The following is a 21,786-nucleotide window of genomic DNA, read 5'->3' on the forward strand; positions in this document are numbered from 1 at the left end:
CGCCTCCCGGCGGCACACCGGCCGCGGTCGGCGCGGGCGGCGCGCACGGCGCGGGCGACACGGACCGCGCGCACGGCGCGGGCGACACGGACCGCGCGCACGGCGCGGGCGACACGGACCGCGCGGGCGGCACGGATGGCGCTGACGGCGGGGACCGCCGCCGGTCCGGTCGGTTGGACGGCGGTGTCCGGCGCGGAGCCGGCCGTCCCGCCCGTCAGTCGACCAGGGTGCGGCCGGTGAGGTGGAGGAAGACGTCCTCCAGGCTGCTGCGCCGGACCAGCACGTTGGCGGGGTGCAGCCCCCGCTCGGCGACCTCGGTGACGGCCGCGTCGCCGTCGGGCACGTAGAGCAGGATCCGGTCGGGCAGCACCTCGACCCGCTCCCCCAGCCCGTCGAGTTTGCCGGCGAACGCCTCCTGCGACTCGGCGGCGAACCGCAGCTCCACCACCTCCCGGGTGGAGTGCCGGTCGATCAGCGCACGGGGCGAGCCCTCGGCGACGATCCGCCCGCCGTCCATCACCACCAGGCGGTCGCAGAGCTGCTCCGCCTCGTCCATGTAGTGGGTGGTGAGGACCAGCGTGACGCCCTGCTGCTTGAGCCGGAACAGCCGCTCCCACACCAGGTGCCGGGCCTGCGGGTCGAGACCGGTCGTCGGCTCGTCGAGCAGGACGATCTCGGGCTCGTTGACCAGTGCCCGGGCGATGGTCAGCCGCCGCTTCATGCCGCCGGAGAGCGGCTCGACCCTGCTGCCGGCCCGCTCGGTGAGCTGGACGAAGTCGAGCAGCTCGGCGGCCCGCGCCCGGGCCACCCGGCGGGAGATGCCGAAGTAGCGCGCGTAGGTGGTGAGGTTCTCCTGGACGGTCAGCTCGGGATCCAGGTTGTCGAGCTGGGGGCAGACGCCGAGGCGGGCCCGGATCGCCGGCCCGTCGCGGACCGGATCCATGCCGAGGATGCGCAGCTCGCCGCCGCTGGGCGGGGAGGTGCAGCCGACCATCCGCATGGTGGAGGACTTGCCGGCGCCGTTGGGCCCGAGGAAGCCGAACGCCTCGCCGGCACGCACCTCGACGTCGATGCCGTCGACGGCGGTGAAGTCGCCGAACCGCTTCACCAGCGCCCGCGCCTGGATGAGTGGTGGAGCCGTGGTCACCGCCCGACGATAACCTCCGCTGCCGACACCTCCGGCCGGATCGCGGCCGGGGCCGTCGCCGGGCGGTAGGGGTGGGCCCGACGGCAGGAGTGGGGGCCGGACGGTAGGGGTGCAGGCGCCCTGGTCAGGACCCTTCCGGCAACGGAGAGCGACGAAAACTACGCTGTGTGACGGCTTCGTGCGATACCGACGGCGCGGCGACCACCGCGCGGGGGTGAGCCGGAAACGCGCCGCTACCGGACCAGAGTGGACGCATCGGATACGGTCCGCTCCCGGCTTGCCGCATTCTTACCAATCAGCGCGCGCATCCTGCCGCATATCCGGGCTCAATAACAGTCTCTCTGCGTAATCGGAAGTCCCATTTAATTACTGGCTGCAATCATGATCAGCAATGTTCCGCCCGGTATCTTATTCGCGTATCGTGCCCCCTCGTGCCACCAGTGCGTTCATCCGGCGAACCCGCCCCGCAGCCGTCCACCGTGGGCCCCGAATCCACTCCCGACGGCGGTCCGGTCCCGTTGCCGCCCGAGACGGACCATCGGTCCGATCCGGACGGTGCCGCGCCCGATCCACGGGAACTCGCCGCGCAGTTCGAGGACGAAAAGCCCGGGCGGGATCTCTCCGGGCCGATCGGCGTGCTGGTCACCGGAACGACGTTGGCCATCGCGCTGCTCGCCCTCTGGCAGGTGTTCAGCCCGCTGCCCCAGGGGAGCAAGTTCTACCTGGTCATCTTCCTGGCCGGCATCCTGCCGATGGTCTTCCTGGCGTACCCGGCCGACCTGCGCCTGCCCCGGCGACTGCGCCGTCCGGGCGCGGACGCGCCGACCGACGCCGCGCCCACGGACCGCCCCGGGCGCCGGGGACCCACCCTGCCGGACTGGATCCTGGCCGGCGCGGCGCTGGTCAGCTGCCTCTACCCGGTGCTGCCCGTCGGCCTGGGCGACGGCGGCGGCGGGTACGACGCCTTCCTCGACCGGCAAGGCCTGCTGGTCGGCGTGGACGTGGCGATGGGCACCGTCGTGCTGCTCCTGCTGCTGGAGGCGTGCCGGCGCACCACCGGATGGATCCTGCCGGCGGTCTGCGTGGTCTTCCTCGGCTACGGCTACTACGGCGGGCTGCTGCCCCAGTCCTGGCCGGTGGCCCATGCGGGCCTCGACTTCGGCCAGATCGTCGACGGCCTCTACAACTCCGACAGCGGCTTCTACGGCACCCCGCTCGACGTCGCGGCGACGTACATCGTGCTGTTCACCATCTACGGCGCGGTGCTGGACCTCTCCGGGGCCGGCCGGTTCTTCGTGGAGCTCTCCGCCGCCGCCTTCCGGCGCTCGCGCACGGCCGCCGGGCGCACGGCAGTCGCCTCCGGGTTCCTGCTCGGCACCGTCTCCGGCTCCGGTGCGGCGACGACCGTCAGCATCGGCGCGGTCACCTGGCCCGTCCTGCGGCGCGCCGGCTATCCGCCGGAGCGGGCGGGCGGCATGCTCGCCGCGGCCGGCGTCGGGGCGATCCTCTCCCCGCCCACGCTCGGCGCGGCGGCCTTCATCATCGCCGAGTACCTCGGCGTGTCCTACCTCCAGGTGCTCGGCTGGGCGACCGTCCCGACGGTGCTCTACTACCTCGGCATCATCCTCGCGGTCGAGATCGACGCCCGACGCTCGGGCGTGCGACCGGTGGTGATCGAGACGGCCTCCGCCAGCCGGCTGCTGGCCCGCTTCGGCTACCACTTCCTCTCGCTCTTCGCGATCGTCGGGCTGTTGGCCGTCGGCTTCTCCGCGACGAAGGCCGTGGTGCTGGCCACCACCCTGGCCGCCGTGCTGTCCTTCCTCGACCGTCGGCACCGGCTCACCCCGGCCCGCCTGCTCGCCGCGCTGAGCGCCGGGGTGCGCGGCGTGCTCGCGGTGAGCGCGGTCTGCGCCGCCGCGGGCATCATCACCGCCACCACCACCAAGACCGGCCTCGGGCCCCAGGCGGCGGCACTGCTGGTCAGCGGGGCCCAGGCCGTCAGCTCCGAGCCGGCCGTGGTGCTGGCGCTCACCGCGCTGCTCGCCGCCGTCGCCCTCACCCTGCTCGGGCTGGCCGTGCCGGTCACCGCGTCGTTCGTGATCGGCTGGGTGATCATCGGCCCGGCCCTGCTGGACCTGGGCGTCAGCGCGCCCGCCGCGGCGATGTTCGTCTTCTACTTCGCGGTCCTGTCCGAGGCGTCCCCGCCGACCGCGCTCGCCGCGGTGGCCGCCGCCGCGGTGACCGGCGGCCGACTGGTGCCGACCATGTGGCAGACCCTGCGGTACGCCCTGCCGGCCTACCTCATCCCGCTCGCCTTCGTGGTCACCCCGACCGGCCTCGGGCTGCTCGGCATCGGGGGCCCGCAGCGGATAGCCGTCGCCGCGACGGTCGCCGCCCTCAGCGTCGCCGTGCTGGCGGTGGCGGCGGGCGGCTGGCTGCCCGGCGTGGGCCCGGCCGGCACGCCGGAGCGGATCGTCGGCGCGCTCGCCGGGCTGACGCTGCTCTGGCTCGAACCCGTGCCCGTCGCGATCGGCGCCGCCCTGGCCGCCGTCATGGTGGCGGGTGTGCTCGTCAGACGCGGATCCGCCGGTCGGACCGGCGGGCCGTCAGCAGTACCAACGGTGAACCATGGGGAGGAAAAACAGTGAGACGGATCAACGTGCGGCTCGCCGCGGGGGTTGGCGCGCTGGCCCTCGTCGCCGCGGGCACCGCCGGCTGCGGAGGCCGTCAGGACGGCGCGACCAAGGACGACGCCGCCAGCGAGATCACCTGCAAGGTCACCGACAGCACCCGCGTCGGCATCGCCACCGGCAACGCCACCGGCGTCTACTACGTGGTCGGCAACGCCCTGGCCGGTCAGCTCTCCGGGGCGACCGAGGGCAAGCTGACCGGCACCGCCGCCGAGACCGGCGCCTCGGTGCAGAACGTCGAGCAGCTCGTCGGCGGCCAGTACGACGTCGCCTTCTCCCTGTTCGACACGGCGGTCAACGCGGTGCAGGGCAAGGGCAGCTTCACGGCCCCGCAGCCGGTCGAGGCGCTCGCCCGGATCTACGACAACTACACGCAGGTCGTCGTCCGGGCCGACTCGGGGATCAACTCGGTCGCCGACATGAAGGGCAAGAAGATCTCCACCGGCTCCCCGAAGTCCGGCACCGAGGTCATCGCCAACCGGCTGCTGGAGGCCGCCGGCCTCGACCCGGCCAAGGACGTCCAGGCGCAGCGGCTCGACCTGACCAAGTCCGTCGAGGGCGTCAAGGACGGCAGCGTCGACGGGCTCTTCTGGTCGGGCGGGGTGCCCACGGGCGGGCTGACCGACCTGTTCACCACCGCCGGGGACAAGGTGAAGTTCATCGACATCACCCCGCTGTTGCCGAAGATGACCGAGCTCAACCCGGCGTACCAGGCCGGCACCATCGGCGCGGACGTCTACAAGACCGCCGCGGACACCCCGACCATCGTGGTGCCGAACGTGCTGCTGGTCCGCAAGGACCTCAACGCGAACGTGGCCTGCGCGATCACCCGGACGGTGTTCGACAGGAAGGACGCCCTGGCGCAGGCCAACCCGGCCGCCAAGGGCATCAGCCTGGACAACGCCCGCAAGACCGACCCCGTACCGCTGCACCGCGGCGCGGACAAGGCGTTGCAGGACCTCGGCGCACGCTGATCCCGGGTGCCGGGTCCGGGCCGCGCCCGGACCCGGCACCCCCGACCCCACACCCCCCGGAAGGCCCGAGTGTCGCTTCCCACCCCTGGCCGCGTACGCCGGCACCACCGGCCCGCCGACCACACCGACCGGCTGTGGTCGGTACGCACCCAGCTGCTCGCGCCCATCCTGGTGGCCACGATCGGTCTGGTCGTGCTGGGGTCCACCCAGACCGCCATGGCCATGGCCGCCACCGACGACGCGGACCGCGCCCGGGTGCTGGCCGGCACCGCGACGGCCACCGTACGCCTGGTGCACGAGCTGGAACGGGAACTCGGCGAGACGGCGGCCCTGCGCCAGCGGGGCGGCAGCAGCGGACGTCCCCTCGTCGACGCGCAGCGCCGACGGGTCGACGCGTCCGTCGAGCGGTACCGCGACTCCAGCCGGGACGCCCGCCGCGCCGCCCCCGACCTGCGCCAGGTGCTCGACGGCGCCGACGCGCAGCTCGGCCAGCTCGAAACGGCCCGCGGGTCCGCGCTGGGCGGCACCACCGCCGACCCGGCCTACCTCTCGCTGGTCGAGTCGCTGCTCGCCGTCGCCGACGCGCTGCCGGCCCAGCTGCGCGACCGGGAGCTGGCCAACGGGGCGCGCGAGGTCGCCGCCGTCGCCGCCCAGGAGCACCTCGCCGCCGTGGAGCGCGACCTGCTGCGCACCGTCTTCGTGCGGGGCGCGCTGGTGGACGGCGAACTGGTCCGCCTCGGCCAGTTGCGGGGTGCGCAGGAGCAGCGGCAGGCCGAGTTCTCCCGGATCGCCAGCCGGCCGGCGGCGGACGCGTACACCCGGCTGGTGGCCGGCACCGACGTCTCCACCGCCCGCCGGATGCGTGACAGCGCGCTCAACGTGGAGACCGAGCCCGCCGGGCTGAAGACCGACGGTGACGCCTGGTACGTGGCCCAGAGTGGCGCCATCCGGCGCTACAACCTGCTCGGCCGGGAACTCTCCGAGGAACTCGACCGCAACGCCGCCGGGCTGGCCCGGCAAGCCCAGCTACGGGCCCTGATCACCGGCGGCGCGACCACCGCCGTCGCGCTGGCGTCGTTGACCGCGGCCGTGCTGCTGGCCGTCCGCACCAGCCGCCGGCTGCGCCGGTTGCGGGTCGCGGCGCTCACCATGGCGAACCGGGAACTGCCCGAGCGGATCACCGCCATCGCGTCCGGCGACGGCGCGCCGACCGACGGCGCGGCCACCCGGCTGACCGCCGGCATCGGGCAGGGCCGCGACGAGATCGCCCAGGTCGCCCAGGCCTTCGACACGGTGAACCGGGCCGCCCTACGGCTGGCCGGCGAACAGGCCGAGGTGCGGATGGACGTGACCCGGATGGCCGAGGCCCTGGCCCGGCGCATCCGTACCCTGATCACCCGACAGTTGCGGCTGCTCGACGAGTTCGAACGCGAGGAGACCGACCCGGACGCGCTGGCCCGGCTCTTCGCGCTGGACCACCTCGCCGCCCGCATGCGACGCAACGGGGAGAACCTGCTGGTCCTCGCCGGCGGGGAGCCCGGCCGTACGCACGACGGCGCCCACCTGCTCGCCGACGTGGTGCGGGCGGCCGCCTCGGAGATCGAGGACTACCCGCGGGTGGAGGTCGACGTGCCGACCGCCGCGGTGCACGCCGCCGCGGTGGGCAACCTGGTCCACCTCCTCGCCGAGCTGCTGGAGAACGCCACCGTCTACTCCCCGCCGAACGCCCCGGTGCACGTCGACGGCCGGCGCACGATCGACGGCCTCACGCTGCGCGTGCACGACCAGGGCATCGGCATCAGCGACAGCCGCCTCGCCTCGATCAACGAGCGGCTGCTCGCCCCCGCGATGCTCTCCAGCGCCTCGGCCGGCAGCATGGGCCTGCACGTGGTGGCCCACCTGGCGGCCCGCCACGGCGTGCGGGTGCAGCTGCACAACAGCGGCGCGGGCACCGTCGCGCAGGTGGAGATCCCGGAGTCGGCGCTGACCCGCGTCGAGGACGTCGCCCCGCGCTCCGCCCCGGAGGGACGTGCCCCCGCACCGGCCGCCCCGCAGGTGCACGCGCCGGCGCCACCCGTCCGGGAGGTGCCCGCGCAGGCGCCACCGCCCGTGCGTACGCAGGCGCCGGTCGTCCCCGCCCAGACCGCCTGGTTCCGGCCCCGGACCGGGACCGGTAGTCCCGCCGCCGTGCCCGACCTGTCCAGCGTCCACCACGCGCCGACGATCGCCCTTCCGGTGCTCGGCGCGCGCCCGACCGGGTCGGGTGGCGTCGCCGCGGCGCCGTCGTCCCGCCCCGCGTCCGCTCCGCCTCAGCTCACCGGGGCCGGGCTGCCGCGCCGCACCCGGGGCGGCCAGCTGCCGGCCACATTGCACGAGGCCCCGCCGGCACGACCGGCGGGCGACCTGCTCGACCCCGAGGTCGTACGGTCCCGGCTCTCCTCGCTCGCCGAGGGAGTGGCCGCCGCGACCCGACGTACCCAGACGACACCCCCCAGGAGAACACCATGACCCCATCCGTGAGCGCCGGCCTGGACTGGCTCCTGGCCAACTTCGCCGAACAGGTGCCGGACGTGTCGCACGCCCTCGCGGTCTCCGGCGACGGGCTGCGGCTGGCGGCCTCGCCCCACCTCGCGCCCGACCAGGTGGACCAGCTCTCCGCCGTGATCAGCGGCCTGGCCAGCCTGACCGTCGGTGCCGCCCGGCTGATGTCGGCCGGCCGGGTACGCCAGCAGATCGTCGACATGGACGGCGGGGTGATGCTGGTGATGGCGGTCGGTGAGCGCGCGCTCGTCGGGGTGCTCGCCGCGCCCGGCTGCGACCTCGGCCAGATCGGCTACGAGACCGCCATGCTGGTCCAGCGGGTGGCGGAGGCCCTGGAGCCGGCGGTCCGGGCGTGATCGGACGCTCCTCCCGGTTGCTGGCGGCCCTGCTGGCGACCGTGCTCGCCGCCGGCTGCGGCACGGCCGAGACCGGGCCGCAGCCCTGGCACGGTGGCCGGATCTTCCTCGCCACCGGCAACACCACCGGCGTCTACTACCAGCTCGGCGGCGGCTACGCCGACGTGATCAGCCGCCACCTGCCCGGCTACGAGGCGCGGGCCGAGCCGACCGGCGCGTCGGTGGAGAACATCAACCGGCTGGCCAGCGGCGACATGGAGATCGCCTTCAGCCTCGCCGACACGGCGGCGGACGCCGTCGCGGGGCGCGGGGCCTTCGAGGGCCAGCCGCAGCCGGTGCGGGCGTTGGCCCGGGTCTACAGCAACTACACCCACGTCATCGTCCGCGCCGACGCGAAGATCACCAAGCTGTCGGGGCTGCGCGGGAAGCGGGTCTCCACCGGCTCGCCGAGGTCCGGCACGGACATCATCGCCGGGCGTCTGCTGACCGCCGCCGGCCTCGACCCGGACCGGGACGTCGTCCGGGCCACGCTCTCCCTGCCGGAGACCGTGAAGCGGATGCGGGCCGGCACGCTCGACGCGATGTTCTTCTCCGGCGGCCTGCCCACGCCGGGCATCGCCGACCTGCTGACCAGCGCGCCCGGCAGGTACGCGCTGCTGCCGATCGCCGACCTGATGGAGCCGCTCACCGCGCGCCACGGTTCTGTCTACACCACCGCGGAGCTGCCGAAGGAGGTCTACCGGACGAGGAGCGGCACGCCGACGGTCACGGTGGCGAACGTCATCCTGGTCAGCGCCGACATGCCCGACCAGCTGGCGTACGACCTGACCCGGCTGCTCTTCGCCTACCAGGCCGACCTGGTCAAGGTGCACCCGGAGGCCGGCAACTACACCCAGCAGAGCGCCTCGGGCACCGACCCGATCCCGCTGCACCCCGGGGCCGCGCGGTTCTACCAGCGCGGGTGACGCACGCCGGTCAGGCGTCCGCCGGGGCCGTGGCGGCGCGGGCCTCCGCCACGAGGCGGTCGGTCTCGGCGAGCACCTCGGGGTCGTCGGTCGGGGTGCCGGGGTCGAGGCGGACCGTCCACGTGAGGCCGTCCACCCCCGGCACCCGGCGCGCCGCGACCCGGCCGGCGCCGCCGGGCACCGGGTGGTGCTGCGTGTACGCCACCGACCGGGTGACCCGCTCCCGCACCTGGTGCGGCAGCTCCCCCGGATCGAGCAGCAGGTACGTCTCGGCCGGGCGGTCGGCCACCAGCAGGTAGCCGTCGCGCTCGGCGAGCCGCTCGGCCGGCGTCACCGTCAGTTCGCGGCCGGACCAGACCGCCTTGAGGACGTCGTGCCAGCCCAGCCGGTGCGCCCGGCCGGGCAGCCAGAGCCCCTGGTTGCTGGCGACCACCACCCCGTCGCCCTCGCCGTTGCCGGCGGCGGCCCAGGCGAGCACCCGCTCGTCGGCGTCCAGCGGCGGCCGGTCGGCCGGGGGCAGCTTCGGCTTGCGACGGAACAGTCCCATCTACAGTCCTCCCGCGGCCTGCTCGCGCAACGCCCGGGCGTGCTGCTCCAGCGACAGCAGCTCGCCGAAGGCGGCGAAGTACTCGTCCTTGTTGTTGACCGGGTTGATCCGCTGGATCCGGGACTTCAGGTCCCTGATCCGGCTGGTCACCGAGCCCCACTGCAACCGGGCCATGGTGACCGAGACGTAGCGCGGGTCGGGCTCGCCGTCGATGCGCAGCGGCTCCACGGCCAGCTCGCCGACGAGCGCCCGCGCGGCCAGGTCCTCGCAGGCGTCGCGGACCGACTCGATCCAGACCGCGCCGCCGGTCGCCGTGGCCGCCCCGCCGACCGCCGCGACGGCCGCCCGCACCGCGACGTGCACGGGGTGCCGGTACTCCGACGCCTCGACCGCGTCGAACATCGGCCCGGCCAGCACCGGCTCCTGGAGGGCGAGCTTCAGCGCCTCCCGCTCGACCATCGAGTGCGGGTTGTCGACGACCGGCTCCGGCCGGGCGGGCCGGGGGGCCGGCGCGGCCTCCCGGCCGGGGGTGGGTGACGCGGCGGCCAGCACGGCCCGCTGCACCGGCTCGATCTCCATGCCGAGGTCGCCGGCGAGCTTGCGGACGTACTCCGGACGCTTCTCCCGGTCCTTGAGCTTGGCGACCAGCGGCGCGGCCCGGCGCATCGCCTCCACCCGGCCGTCGACGGTGTCGAGGTCGTAGCGGTTGATGACGTGGCGCAGCGCGAAGTCGACCAGCGGCTCGCGGCGGGCGACCAGGTCGCGCACCGCCAGGTCGCCCTTGGCCAGGCGCAGGTCGCACGGGTCCATGTTGTCGGGGCTGACCGCGATGAACGTACGCCCGACGAAGCGCTGGTCGTCCTCGAAGGCGCGCAGCGCGGCCTTCTGGCCGGCGGCGTCCCCGTCGAAGGTGAAGATGATCTCGCCCGCCACGGCGTCGGTGTCCAGCAGCAGCCGGCGCAGCACCCCGATGTGGTCCCCGCCGAACGCCGTGCCGCAGGTCGCCACGGCCGTCGGCACCCCGGCCAGGTGGCAGGCCATCACGTCGGTGTAGCCCTCGACCACGACCACCTTGCCCTGCTTGGCGATCTCCCGCTTGGCCTGGTCGATGCCGTAGAGGACGTGCGACTTCTTGTAGATGGGCGTCTCGGGGGTGTTCAGGTACTTCGGGCCGTCGTCGTCGTCGAAGAGCTTGCGGGCACCGAAGCCGATCACGTCGCCGGCCAGGTCGCGGATGGGCCACATCAGCCGGCGGCGGAACCGGTCGATCAGCGTGCCGGAACGCGACGGCCGGGACAGCCCGGCGGTGACCAGCTCGTCGTGGCTGAAGCCCTGCTGGCGCAGGTGCTTGGTGAGCAGGTCCCACGCGTCGGGTGCGAAGCCGCAGCCGTAGCGCTCGGCGGCGGCCCGGTCGAAGCCGCGCCGGGCCAGGAACTCCCGGGCGGGACGCGCGCCGGCGGTGGTGAGCTGGCCGCGGTAGAACTCCACGGCGGCGGCGTGCGCGGCGACGAGGCGCTGCCGCTGCCCCTGCTGGGGACGCGGGCGCGGCGTGGCGGAGTCGTTCTCGACGTAGCGCAGCTGGATGCCGGCGCGGTCGGCGAGCCGCTCGACCGACTCGACGAAGCTGAGGTGCTCGGCGTCCATCAGGAACTTGATGGCGTCGCCGCCGGCGCCGCAGCCGAAGCAGTACCAGACGTTGCGGGCGGGCGAGACGTTGAACGACGGGCTCTTCTCGTCGTGGAACGGGCACAGCCCCTTGAGGTTGCCGCCGCCGGCCGACCTCAGGGTCACCGTCTCGGAGATGACGTCGGCGATCGAGCTGCGCTCCCGGACCAGCGCGATGTCCTCGTCCCGGATCCGCCCAGCCATGTCCGCCACCCCCTCGGCGTACATCCTGCCCTGCCGCGCCGACGCCGCGCCGCCGGGGGACGCCGCGTGTGGCGACCACCGCCGTCACCTCGGCACCCGCGCCCGCGCCGACCGGGTCACGGCCACCCGGCGCGGCGTCCGGACCGGCCGCGCCGGTCTAGCGCGGGCGCCGCAGGTAGCGCCGCACCGGCGGCGGGTCCTCCTCGTCGTACGACCGGGCGGCCCGCACGGCCGCGGCCAGGCCGGAACGGCGGACCCGCGGCGGCGGGTTGACCGCCGGGTCCCGGGCCATGTCCCGGACCAGCGCGACGGCCAGGCCGAGCATCACCACGACGAAGGGCAGGGCGACGAGGATGGTCGCCTGTTGCAGCGCGTCCAGCCCGCCCACCAGCAGCAGTACGGCGGCGACCGCGCCGATCAGCACGCCCCAGAGCACCACCAGCGCGCGGTGCGGGCGCAGCGCGCCCCGGGAGGTCAGCGAGCCGAGCACCAGCGACGCCGAATCGGCGCTGGTGACGAAGTAGAGCGCGATCAGCACCATGGCCAGCACGCTGGTCAGCGTCGCCAGCGGCAGTGCCCCCAACAGGCCGAAGAGGGCCTGCTCGGTGCCCGCCCCGACGTCGGCGACCAGGTCCCGGGCGCCGGTGGCCTGCGCCCGCAGCCCGCTCCCGCCCATCACCGCGAACCAGACCGCGCTGGCTCCGCTCGGCACCAGCAGCACCCCGACGACGAACTGCCGGATCGTACGGCCCCGGGAGATGCGGGCGATGAAGGTGCCCACGAAGGGCGCCCAGGAGATCCACCACGCCCAGTAGAAGATCGTCCAGGAGCCGAGCCAGGACGGATCGGAGAAGGCGCCGGTGCGGGTGGACATGAAGACCAGGTTGCTGAGGTAGTCGCCGACCGCGGCCGGCAGGACCTCCAGCGTGTAGATGGTCGGCCCTACCGCGAAGACGAAGAGCATCAGCAGCACCGCCAGCAGCACGTTGGTGGTGGAGAGCCACTTGATCCCCCGGTGCAGCCCGGAGAAGGCGGAGATGACGAACGCCAGGGTGAGCGCGCCGATCACCACCAGCTCCACCGTGGTCGTGTCCGGAATACCCGCCACCAGGTCGAGGCCGGCGGCGACCTGGAGCGCGCCGAGGCCGAGGCTGGTCGCCGAGCCGAACACGGTGGCGAAGACGGCCAGCAGGTCGATCGCCCGCCCGGCCGCGCCGTCGGCACGGTCCCCGAGCAGGGGGCGGAAGGCCGCCGAGATCCGGTTCTCCCGGCCCTTGCGGAAGGTCGAGTACGCCAGCGCGAGCGCCACCACCGCGTAGATCCCCCAGGGGTGCAGCGTCCAGTGGAAGAGGGTGTACTGCATCGCCGTGGCACCGGCCGCGCCGGTCTGCGGTGCGACGCCGGTGGCCGGCGGGGGCGCGGCGTAGTGCTGGATGGGCTCGGCGACGGCGAAGAAGACCAGGCCGATCCCCATCCCGGCGCTGAACATCATGGCCACCCAGGCCAGCGTGCTGAACTCCGGTTCGTCGTCGTCGGCGCCGAGCCGGATCCGGCCGAACCTCGTCGCCGCGATGATCACCGCGAGCACCAGGAAGGCGTCGGCGGCCACCACGAAGAACCAGCCGAAGGTGTCGATGACCCAGGCCAGGCCCGACTCGCCGAAGCCGGCGAGGGAGCCCCGGGCCAGCACGCCCCACGCCACCACGGCCAGTACGCCGCCGACGCTGAGCGCCAGCACCGTCCGGTCGATCCGGCCCACGGCCTGCGCCCGGTCCCGCACCTGCCCGCTCATGGCCACCCCCTGCCCATCCTGCTGGGCAGGGAGGCGGCACACGGCGATATCGGGCAGAACCCGCCCGGCCGGTCCGCGTGGACGGAAGCCGGCCGGGCCCGGCCGGTGGCCGGACGGCGGCGTCGGGTGCGGCGGTGGCCGGTCAGGCCGGGACGGCGGCGGCCTCCTCGGCCTCCACCTGCCGGTTCCAGTCGGGCTTGCTGGCGCGCCAGCCCTCGTCGTCCAGGCCACGGCGCCAGTAGCCGGAGATGGAGAGCCGCTCGCGGGGAACGCCGCGCTCGATGCGGAGCAGGCGGCGCAGCTCCTTGACGAAGGTGGCCTCGCCGTGCACGAAGGCCTGCACGTCACCGGGCGGGAACTCCAGGGCGCGGACGGCCGCGACCAGGGCCTCCCCGACCGGGCGGTCGCCCCGGTGCAGCCAGGTCAGGCGCACCGCGCCGGGGCTGGCCAGCGGCTGCTCCTCGGTCGGGTCGGCGATCTCGACGAAGACGGTGGCCGGGGCGCCGGCGGGCAGCCGCTCCAGGGCGGCGGCGATGGCCGGCAGCGCGCTCTCGTCGCCCACCAGCAGGTGCCAGTCGGCGTCGGGGCTGGGGGCGTAGTCGCCGCCGGGGCCGACGAAGGGCACCGGGTCGCCGGGGCGCAGCGCGGCCGCCCACGGCCCGCCCACCCCCACGTCGCCGTGGTGCACGATGTCGACGGTCAGCTCGCCGGCCGACGCGTCCCAGGCCCGCACGGTGTACGCGCGCAGCCGGGGCCACCGCTCCCGGGGCAGGTCGCGGCGCATCGCGTTGAGGTCCGACGGGATCGGATACTCCGTCCCCGGCGCCGGGAAGACGATCTTGATGTAGTGGTCGGTGAACTCGCCCACCGGCAGGCCGGCCAGCGCCTCACCCCCGAGCACCAGCCGGACCACGTGGGGGGTGGGCCGCTCGGTGCGCAGTACCCGGGCGGTGGTGACCTTGATGGGGCGCTCCGTCATGCCGGTTAGGTTAGCCTAAGTTTGCGCGGTAGCCCATCCCCCCGTCTCCGGTCGGCTGGTGCCCGCGCCCACCGCGCACCACCCGCGCGTGCCAGGCGACGGCCGCCGGGTCGGTCAGCGAGGCGACCTGGTCGATCACCACCCGGAGCCGGGCCGCGTCGTCCGGCGCGGCCGACCAGAGCGGGGCGAAGACGGGATCCAGCCCGTCCGGCGCCCGGTCGGCCAGGGCGTGCACCAGCTCGGCCAGCACCTCCCGCTGCCGCCGGTAGCGGTCCCCCGCGCCGGGGCGACGCATCACGTACCGCAGGGCGATGCCCTTGAGCAGCGCGCACCGCGCCCGGATCCGCCGGGGCACCACCAGGTCGGCGGCGTACCGGCGGTGCGGCCCGGGGCCGTACCGTTCCTGCGTGGCCGCCACCACCGTCGAGACGAAGCGGCCGGTCAGCACGCTGGTGGTCGCCTTCAGTGCCGCCTGCGCGCGGTGACTGCCGTCGTACCCCGCCAGGGGGGCGAGCACCGGGTCGTCGAGCAGTTCCAGCAGCACGTCGCCGAGGTCGGCCGGGGACTCGCCGGAGTAGGTGGCGGCGACGTCGGCGCAGAGCGCGGCCCGCTCCCCGGGGTCGCGCAGCAGCGTACGCAGCGCCACGTACCCGCCGTGGATGCCGTCCTCGACGTCGTGCACCGAGTACGCGACGTCGTCGGCCCAGTCCATCACCTGCGCCTCCAGGCAGCGCCGGTCGTCGCCCGGGCCGCCCGTGCGCAGCCAGGCGAAGAGCGGGAGGTCGTCGTCGTACACCCCGAACTTGCGCTGCTCCCGGCGGCGGGGCCACGGGTACTTGCTCACGGCGTCGAGCGAGGCGCGGGTCAGGTTGAGGCCGGCGGACCTCCCGTCCGGGGCGACCACCTTGGCCTCCAGCCGGGTCAGCACCCGCAGCGTCTGCGCGTTGCCCTCGAAGCCGCCGCACCCGGCCGCGAGGTCGTCCAGCGCGTCCTCGCCGTTGTGCCCGAACGGCGGGTGACCGAGGTCGTGGGCGAGCCCCGCCGTGTCGACCACGTCGGGGTCGCAGCCCAGCCGGGCCCCCATCTCCCGGGCGATCTGCGCGACCTCCAGCGAGTGGGTCAGCCGGGTACGCAGGAAGTCGTCCGTGCCGGCCGTGTGCACCTGGGTCTTCGCGGCCAGCCGCCGGAACGCCGCCGAGTGCAGCACCCGGGCGCGGTCCCGCTCGTACGCCGACCGTCCGTACCCGGTGTCCTTCGGCGGCTCGTCGACCCAGCGGGCGACGTCCGGATCGTCCGGCCCGGGAGGCTCAGTCCTCACGCTGCCGCAGCACGCAGAACTCGTTGCCCTCCGGATCGGCCAGCACGGTCCAGCCGCCGTCGCCCTGCCCCACGTCGACGTGCCGGGCCCCCATGTCGACCAGCCGCTCGACCTCGGCCTCCTGGTCATCGGGACGCAGGTCGATGTGCAGCCGGTTCTTGGTCGTCTTGTCGTCGGTCACCGGCACGAAGACGATGCCCGGCAGCCGGTCGGCGGACCGGCGGATCTCCACCTCGTCCGGCTGCTCGTTGACCACCTGGTAGCCCAGCGCCTCGGCCCACCAGCGGGCGAGCCGGGCGGGGTCCCGGGCGTCGACGGTCAGGCTCTCCCAGGCGCTGCTCATGCCGATCAGGTTACGCCCGCGCGCCGCGAACGGCGCGCCGCCGGCGCGCGCCCGACGGCTACGCAACCTCCTAACAGTCGAGAGTTGTCGGCCGATCGCCGACGGTTACGGGATCGCGGCCAGGCATGGCCGCCGGTAGCGTTCCCAGCGCGGAACGTGACCAGACTGAGGGCCCGACGGTGGGGAGACGCCCGTGAACGCGGACACGATGATGGGAACGGAACTGTCGGAACTGCGCCGGCGCCGCCCGGAGGTGGCGGGCACGGTGCTGGCCGGCACCGACGGCCTGCTGATCTCCAGCGACCTGCCGACGACGGCCGCCACCCACCTGGCGGCGCTCGCGGCGGCCAGCTTCGGCCTCGGCCACCGGGTGGCCGACACCGTGCGGCACGGCGAGTTCCGGGAATCGGTGGTCCGCACCTCGAACAGCGCCGTCGTCACCTATCCCGCCGGGCGCAACGCCCTGTTGACGCTGGTCGCCGACGCCGACGCCGACCTGGAGGAGCTGCACGCCGACGCGCGGGCGGTGGCCCGGCGCACCGGCTCGGTGCTGGACACCAACCGCCTGATCGGGGCGGCGACGGTGCCCGAGGCGCACGCCCGGCTCACGGCCCGCACCTCGGGCGGCAGGCTGCCCCGACGCGTCACCCCCCACACCTGGCGCCGCCCGCCGGTCTGAGCAACCCTCCGGGAGCCGGCCGCGACCGGCTCCCGTCCCACGGTGCGGCCGCGCCGGCACGGGCCGCCCGCACGGCAGCGGCGGCGGATCCGCTCCCCCGGGTCCGCCGCCGGCCTGTCGTACCCTCCGCGTCAGCGGCTGTCGGAGCCGTCCGTCTCCACCGCCGCACGGCCGGCCTCCAACCGGGCGACGGGCACCCGGAAGGGCGAGCAGGACACGTAGTCCAGGCCGACCTCGTGGAAGAAGTGCACCGACTCCGGGTCACCCCCGTGCTCGCCGCAGACGCCGAGCTTCAACTCCGGCCGGGCCGCCCGGCCCTCCTCCGCGGCGATGCGCACCAGCCGGCCCACGCCGTCACGGTCGATCGACTCGAACGGCGAGATGCCGAAGATGCCCAGCTCCAGGTAGCGCCAGAAGAACGCGCCCTCCACGTCGTCGCGGGAGAAGCCCCAGCCCATCTGGGTCAGGTCGTTGGTGCCGAAGGAGAAGAACTGCGCAGCCTCGGCGATCTGGCCGGCGGTCAACGCCGCCCGGGGCACCTCGATCATCGTGCCGATCAGCACCTCGACGCCGCTGTCCCCGACCACCTCGGCGATGATCTTCTCGGCCTCGGCGCGTACCGTCTCCAGCTCCTGCACCGCGCCCACCAGGGGGACCATGATCTCCGGCCTGGCCACCGCGCCGCTGCGGGTGACGGTGACCGCGGCCTCCGCGATCGCCCGGACCTGCATGGCGAACAGGCCGGGGATGACCAGGCCGAGGCGGACGCCACGCAGACCCAGCATCGGGTTCTCCTCGTGCATCCGCCGGACGGCGGCGAGCAGCGCCTCCTCCTGCGCCACGTCCTCGCCGCGCTCCTGGGCGACCGCCACGTTGACCGCGAGCTGCTCCAGCGGGGGCAGGAACTCGTGCAGCGGCGGGTCGATCAGCCGGACGGTGACGGGCATCCCGTCCATCTCCCGGAAGATCTCCTCGAAGTCGGCGCGCTGCAACGGCAGCAGCGCGGCCAGCGCGGCCTCCCGGTCCGCGTTGTCGCGGGCCAGGATCAGCCGCTCGACCAGCTCGCGCCGGTCGCCGAGGAACATGTGCTCGGTACGGCACAGCCCGATGCCCTCCGCGCCGAAGCGCCGGGCCCGGGCGGCGTCGGCGCCGGTGTCGGCGTTCGTGCGTACGGCCAGCCGCCGCCTGGCGTCGGCGTGCGACATGATCCGGTGTACGGCCCGGACCAGCGCGTTGTCGACGTGCGCGGGGTCGAGGCTGCCCTCGAAGTACTGCACCACCTCCGACGGCATGACCGGCACCTCGCCGAGGTAGACCTTGCCGGTGGTGCCGTCGATGGAGACGATGTCGCCCTCGACGACGGTCTGCCCGCCGACGACGAAGCGGCGCTGCGGGACGTTGACGTCGATCTCGTCGGCGCCGGAGACGCAGGTCTTGCCCATCCCCCGCGCCACCACGGCGGCGTGGCTGGTCTTGCCGCCGCGCGAGGTGAGGATGCCCTGGGCGGCGATCATGCCGTTCAGGTCGTCGGGGTTGGTCTCGCGCCGCACCAGGATCACCGACTCCCCCTCGGCGGCCAGTTCGACCGCGCGGGCGGAGGTGAAGACGACCTTGCCCGACGCCGCGCCCGGCGACGCCCCGATGCCCTTGGCCACCGGCTGGAACTCGTGGTCGAGCCGGAACCGCGGGAACATCAGCTGGGCGAGCTGCGCGCCGTTGACCCGGTGCAGCGCCTCGTCGAGGTCGATCAGGCCCTCGTCGACGAGCTGCCCGGCGATGACGAACGCCGCGGCGGCGGTGCGCTTGCCGACGCGGGTCTGGAGCATCCAGAGCTTGCCGCGCTCGATGGTGAACTCGATGTCGCAGAGGTCCTTGTAGTGGCCCTCCAGCCGGGCCATGATGCCGAGCAGCTCGTCGTAGGACTTCTTGTCCAGCCGCTCCAGCTCCTGCAACGGCACGGTGTTGCGGATGCCCGCGACCACGTCCTCGCCCTGGGCGTTGGCCAGGTAGTCGCCGTAGATGCCCTGGGCACCGCTGGCGGGGTCGCGGGTGAACGCGACGCCGGTGCCGGAGTCGGGGCCGAGGTTGCCGAAGACCATCGCCACCACGTTGACCGCCGTGCCCAGGTCGGCCGGGATCCGCTCCTGGCGGCGGTAGAGCACCGCGCGCTCGGCGTTCCACGACTCGAAGACCGCGCGGATGGCCAGGTCGAGCTGCTCGCGCGGCTCCTGCGGGAACTCCCGGCCGGTGTGCTTGAAGAAGATCTTCTTGTACGCGTCGACCAGCCCCCGCAGGTCGTCGGCGTCGAGGTCGAGGTCGTTCCCGGTGCCCTTGGCCCGCTTGGCGTCGTCGAGCGCGTGCTCGAACTCCTCGCCCGGCACCTCGCACACCGTCTTGCCGAACATCTGGATCAGGCGGCGGTAGGAATCCCAGGCGAACCGGTCCGCACCGCCGGTGGCCTCCTGGTCCACGCCGCCGGCCTGTCGGGCGAGCCCCTGGACGCTGTGGTCGTTGAGGCCGACGTTGAGGACGGTCTCCATCATGCCGGGCATGGAGAACTTGGCGCCGGAGCGGACGGACACCAGCAGCGGGTCCTCCGGGTCACCGAGGCGCTTGCCCATCGCCTGCTCCAGCGACGCGAGGTGCGCGGCGATCTGATCGGCCAGGCCGTCGGGCTCCTCCCCGGTGGCGAGGTACGCCTTGCAGGCCTCCGTGGTGATCGTGAAGCCCGGTGGGACCGGCAGGCCGAGATTGGTCATCTCGGCCAGGTTGGCCCCCTTGCCGCCGAGCAGTTCCTTGAGATCCTTGTTGCCCTCGGCGAAGGCGTAGACGTACTTGTGTTCCACCGTCTCCTGCTTTGCCACCAGAGCCCTCCCACGCGCGCCGGTCCGACACTTAACGAAGGTTCAGTTGCTCTCATACCCCGGGATGGACCACCGGCAATCCCGGTGCCAAGCCGGCCGGTGGGCGAAGGCTAAGCGAACTTCGCGTGGCCCGGGACCGTTCGGTGACAATAGGCACAGCTATCACGACTATCCGCGTTCGTACGGGTTTTTGGGAACGCTTCCACGCGCACGATCACGCATTTCCCGCTTCGCCTCGTATTCTTGGCCACACGCTTTTCGGTGAACCTCACCTTTGCCATAACCGCCGCAAATACACCCCTCGGAGCCGACGCCGTGCCAGCCGTTCCCACCGCCGCCCCGGAGCCGCTCGACCCGTCCCGCGCCGCCGGGGTGGACGAGCGGGCCCCCGCGCACCACGACCTGCCGATCCACGAACCGACCGCCGCCGAGCTGGCCCAGGCAGCGGCCCGGGCCGCCGACGATCTGCTCGCCCCGGCGACCGGGGCCGCCGACGACCCGGCCGCCCCGCCGGCCCGGGTCCGGCTGGGCGACGTCGTGCCCGCTCCGGAGCGGGTCGCGCCGGTCCCGGGCGCCGACTTCGTACTCACTGCCGACGCGGTGATCCGGGTGAGCCCCGACGAGGCCGCCCGCGCCGTCGCCGGGCAGCTCGCCGCCCTGCTCCGGCCGGCCACCGGCTATCCGCTGCCGGTGACCCACGGCGCCCGGCCGGAGCCGGCCGGCGACATCACGCTGGCGCTGGCCGCCTCCGACGACCTCGGCCCGGAGGGCTACCGGCTCGACGTGACGTCCGACGGCGTACGGATCGAGGCCACCGCCCCGGCCGGGCTCTTCCACGGCGCGCAGACACTGCGTCAGCTCCTGCCCGCCGCCATCGAGAGCCCGGTGCCGGTCGCCGAACGCTGGGCGCTGCCCGGCGGTTCGATCACCGACCGGCCCCGGTTCCCCTACCGGGGGGCGATGCTCGACGTCGCCCGGCACTTCTTCGGCGTACCGGACGTGCTGCGGGTGATCGACCACCTGGCCCGCTACAAGCTCAACCACCTGCACCTGCACCTCACCGACGATCAGGGCTGGCGGATCGCGGTCGACTCCTGGCCGCGGTTGACGGAGGTCGGCGGGGCGAGCGAGGTGGGCGGCGGTCCGGGCGGGCACTACAGCCGCGACGACTACCGGCGGATCGTGGCCTACGCCGCCGAGCGGCACGTCACCGTGGTGCCGGAGATCGACCTGCCGGGGCACACCAACGCCGCGCTGACCGCGTACGGCGAGCTGGCCCCGGACGGCGTCGCGCCACCGCCGCACACCGGCACCGACGTCGGTTTCAGCTACGTCGACCCCACGAACGAGCGGACGTACGAGTTCGTCGCCGACGTGCTGGGCGAGATCGCGGCGCTCACTCCCGGGCCGTGGCTGCACATCGGGGGCGACGAGGCGTTCAAGGTGCGTCCCGACGCGTACGCGGCCTTCGTCGAGCGGACCCAGCGCATCGTCGCCGGGACCGGCAAGACGGTGGTGGGCTGGCACCAGATCGCGCCCGTCGCGCACGCCGAGGGGCGGGTGCTCCAGTGGTGGGGCACCAAGGGCGAGGACCCGGTCACGGCGGACGCCGTCCAGCGGGGGGCGCGGCTCGTCCTCTCCCCCGGCAACCACGCCTATCTCGACATGAAGTACGCCCCGGACACCCCCATCGGGCACGACTGGGCCGGCCTGATCGACGTGCGACGGGCGTACGACTGGGATCCCGGCACCCACCTGGCCGGCGTACCGGCCGATGCGGTGCTCGGCGTGGAGGCGCCGCTGTGGACCGAGTCGGTCACCTCGCGGGCCGAGGTCGAGTTCATGCTCTTCCCGCGCCTGCCCGCGATCGCCGAGCTGGGCTGGTCGCCCCGCGCGACGCACGACTGGGCCGGATTCCGCGACCGGCTGGCCGGGCACGGCCCGCGCTGGACCGCGGCCGGCACGGCCTTCCACCGCTCGCCGGAGATCCCATGGCCCGCCGAGCGGCCGGCTCCCACCGCGCGACACACGGCGGTCCCCGCCCAGACCGGCCCCGAGGAGGCCCCCGCGCCCGCCCCGTCCGCCTGACGCCCGACCTCGCGCGCTGTCGAGCCGGTGTCGTAGACGTTCAGTGTCCCGGTGCCCAGAGCGTCCGGGGAAGGCGGGCCGACGGCGCGGGGAGGAGCCACCCGGGCCGGCTCCGACAGCTCGCCGCGGTGCCGCGCGGTTCGAAGCCGGCGCGGCAGCGTGAGTCGGTTACGACATCGCCCCGACAGCGTGCTCGCCACCCCATGCCCACCCGCCGACCGCTGACGGGGGGACTGCGACGCTATGGGGCGTTTGTCCGGTTCGGGATGTCCGGTTGCGTAGCCGGACGTGGCCGCCGTCCGGTGCGTCCCGTGGTCGGCGGCACCCGGGCGGCGGAATCGTGGGCCGGCGCGGGTCGTTGAACATGGCATACCCACGGCGCTCCCCCGCGCCACGGGTGGCGCCGACCGGCCGGCGGAATGGCTGGGCCGCCCGGGTCGTTGAGACATCCCGGACGCCCGAGCAGGCCCCCCGCCGCCGGAGCGATCCCGCTCTGACTTCCCCCTTCGCGGCACGCCGCTCCCCCGCGCGTCCGCGCACCCCCGATCGAAAGGTGTCATCACCATGCGTACCGACATGCTGCGTAAGACCGCCCTGACCGCTGCCGGGCTCGCCTTCACCGGCGGCGCCATCG

Annotated in this window: 15 protein-coding genes; 7 read left to right on the forward strand and 8 right to left on the reverse strand. The window is 74.1% G+C overall.

The genetic code is table 11. The features are described from left to right. Window positions 1-214 precede the first annotated feature (214 nt). Window positions 215-1,147: an ABC transporter ATP-binding protein gene (locus tag ACFHW0_RS02695; protein WP_416605206.1), complete on the reverse strand. Its 933-nt coding sequence runs from the start codon at window positions 1,145-1,147 to the stop codon at window positions 215-217. Window positions 1,148-1,626: 479 nt separating this feature from the next. Here ACFHW0_RS02695 and ACFHW0_RS02700 point away from each other — a divergent pair, with 479 nt between their 5' ends. The 5 genes from ACFHW0_RS02700 (at window position 1,627) to ACFHW0_RS02720 (ending at window position 8,673) form a co-directional block, all read left to right on the forward strand. Next, complete coding sequence (locus ACFHW0_RS02700) at window positions 1,627-3,795, forward strand: TRAP transporter permease (RefSeq protein ID WP_416605208.1); 2,169 nt, start codon at window positions 1,627-1,629, stop codon at window positions 3,793-3,795. Next, window positions 3,792-4,811 (forward strand): TAXI family TRAP transporter solute-binding subunit, encoded by a 1,020-nt coding sequence (locus ACFHW0_RS02705; protein ID WP_416605209.1) that lies wholly within the window; start codon window positions 3,792-3,794, stop codon window positions 4,809-4,811. Before ACFHW0_RS02700 ends, ACFHW0_RS02705 begins: the two co-directional genes overlap by 4 nt. A gap of 69 nt (window positions 4,812-4,880) precedes the next feature. Next, the gene (locus tag ACFHW0_RS02710) at window positions 4,881-7,319 is read left to right on the forward strand and encodes a nitrate- and nitrite sensing domain-containing protein (RefSeq protein ID WP_416605210.1); all 2,439 of its coding nucleotides are present in this window, start codon (window positions 4,881-4,883) and stop codon (window positions 7,317-7,319) included. Then, window positions 7,316-7,708, forward strand: coding sequence for a roadblock/LC7 domain-containing protein (locus ACFHW0_RS02715; RefSeq protein WP_121400267.1), 393 nt, complete (start codon window positions 7,316-7,318; stop codon window positions 7,706-7,708). Before ACFHW0_RS02710 ends, ACFHW0_RS02715 begins: the two co-directional genes overlap by 4 nt. Further along, window positions 7,705-8,673, forward strand: a complete 969-nt coding sequence (locus tag ACFHW0_RS02720; protein ID WP_416605211.1) for a TAXI family TRAP transporter solute-binding subunit — start codon at window positions 7,705-7,707, stop codon at window positions 8,671-8,673. The genes ACFHW0_RS02715 and ACFHW0_RS02720 overlap by 4 nt, the downstream gene beginning before the upstream one ends. Before the next feature lie 10 nt (window positions 8,674-8,683). Here the strand turns inward: ACFHW0_RS02720 and ACFHW0_RS02725 are convergent, their stop codons facing one another. The 6 genes from ACFHW0_RS02725 to ACFHW0_RS02750 all read right to left on the reverse strand — a co-directional run bounded on the left by ACFHW0_RS02725 (window position 8,684) and on the right by ACFHW0_RS02750 (window position 15,521). Continuing rightward, window positions 8,684-9,220, reverse strand: a complete 537-nt coding sequence (locus tag ACFHW0_RS02725; RefSeq protein WP_416605212.1) for a hypothetical protein — start codon at window positions 9,218-9,220, stop codon at window positions 8,684-8,686. After that, on the reverse strand, window positions 9,221-11,113 hold the full coding sequence (gene dnaG, locus ACFHW0_RS02730; RefSeq protein ID WP_416605214.1) for a DNA primase: 1,893 nt from the start codon (window positions 11,111-11,113) through the stop codon (window positions 9,221-9,223). A gap of 133 nt (window positions 11,114-11,246) precedes the next feature. Then, window positions 11,247-12,881 carry a BCCT family transporter gene (locus ACFHW0_RS02735; RefSeq protein WP_416605217.1) on the reverse strand — a complete coding sequence of 545 codons (1,635 nt, stop codon included), beginning with the start codon at window positions 12,879-12,881 and terminating at the stop codon, window positions 11,247-11,249. 142 nt (window positions 12,882-13,023) lie between these two features. Next, on the reverse strand, window positions 13,024-13,860 hold the full coding sequence (locus ACFHW0_RS02740; RefSeq protein WP_416605218.1) for a siderophore-interacting protein: 837 nt from the start codon (window positions 13,858-13,860) through the stop codon (window positions 13,024-13,026). 10 nt (window positions 13,861-13,870) lie between these two features. Further along, the gene (locus ACFHW0_RS02745; RefSeq protein WP_416605219.1) at window positions 13,871-15,178 is read right to left on the reverse strand and encodes a deoxyguanosinetriphosphate triphosphohydrolase; all 1,308 of its coding nucleotides are present in this window, start codon (window positions 15,176-15,178) and stop codon (window positions 13,871-13,873) included. Further along, window positions 15,168-15,521, reverse strand: a complete 354-nt coding sequence (locus ACFHW0_RS02750; RefSeq protein WP_366641762.1) for a VOC family protein — start codon at window positions 15,519-15,521, stop codon at window positions 15,168-15,170. The genes ACFHW0_RS02745 and ACFHW0_RS02750 overlap by 11 nt, the downstream gene beginning before the upstream one ends. A gap of 193 nt (window positions 15,522-15,714) precedes the next feature. Between ACFHW0_RS02750 and ACFHW0_RS02755 the strand changes: the two genes are divergently transcribed. Further along, on the forward strand, window positions 15,715-16,200 hold the full coding sequence (locus ACFHW0_RS02755; protein WP_416605220.1) for a roadblock/LC7 domain-containing protein: 486 nt from the start codon (window positions 15,715-15,717) through the stop codon (window positions 16,198-16,200). A 131-nt stretch (window positions 16,201-16,331) separates the two neighbouring features. Here ACFHW0_RS02755 and ppdK read toward each other — a convergent pair whose 3' ends face one another. Further along, on the reverse strand, window positions 16,332-19,064 hold the full coding sequence (gene ppdK / locus ACFHW0_RS02760; protein WP_416605221.1) for a pyruvate, phosphate dikinase: 2,733 nt from the start codon (window positions 19,062-19,064) through the stop codon (window positions 16,332-16,334). A 279-nt stretch (window positions 19,065-19,343) separates the two neighbouring features. On the opposite strand from ppdK, the gene ACFHW0_RS02765 reads away from it, so the two are divergent. Then, the gene (locus ACFHW0_RS02765) at window positions 19,344-21,152 is read left to right on the forward strand and encodes a beta-N-acetylhexosaminidase (RefSeq protein ID WP_416605254.1); all 1,809 of its coding nucleotides are present in this window, start codon (window positions 19,344-19,346) and stop codon (window positions 21,150-21,152) included. Window positions 21,153-21,786 lie beyond the last annotated feature (634 nt).

The organism is Micromonospora sp. LOL_025, assembly GCF_048060285.1.
GTDB lineage: Bacteria > Actinomycetota > Actinomycetes > Mycobacteriales > Micromonosporaceae > Micromonospora.

Coding starts and splice junctions, on each gene's coding strand:
- dnaG (WP_416605214.1), bottom strand. CDS start 11,113: ATGTACGCCGAGGGGGTGGCGGACATGGCTGGGCGGATCCGGGACGAG.
- ACFHW0_RS02750 (WP_366641762.1), bottom strand. CDS start 15,521: ATGAGCAGCGCCTGGGAGAGCCTGACCGTCGACGCCCGGGACCCCGCC.
- ACFHW0_RS02715 (WP_121400267.1), top strand. CDS start 7,316: ATGACCCCATCCGTGAGCGCCGGCCTGGACTGGCTCCTGGCCAACTTC.
- ACFHW0_RS02740 (WP_416605218.1), bottom strand. CDS start 13,860: ATGACGGAGCGCCCCATCAAGGTCACCACCGCCCGGGTACTGCGCACC.
- ACFHW0_RS02735 (WP_416605217.1), bottom strand. CDS start 12,881: ATGAGCGGGCAGGTGCGGGACCGGGCGCAGGCCGTGGGCCGGATCGAC.
- ACFHW0_RS02725 (WP_416605212.1), bottom strand. CDS start 9,220: ATGGGACTGTTCCGTCGCAAGCCGAAGCTGCCCCCGGCCGACCGGCCG.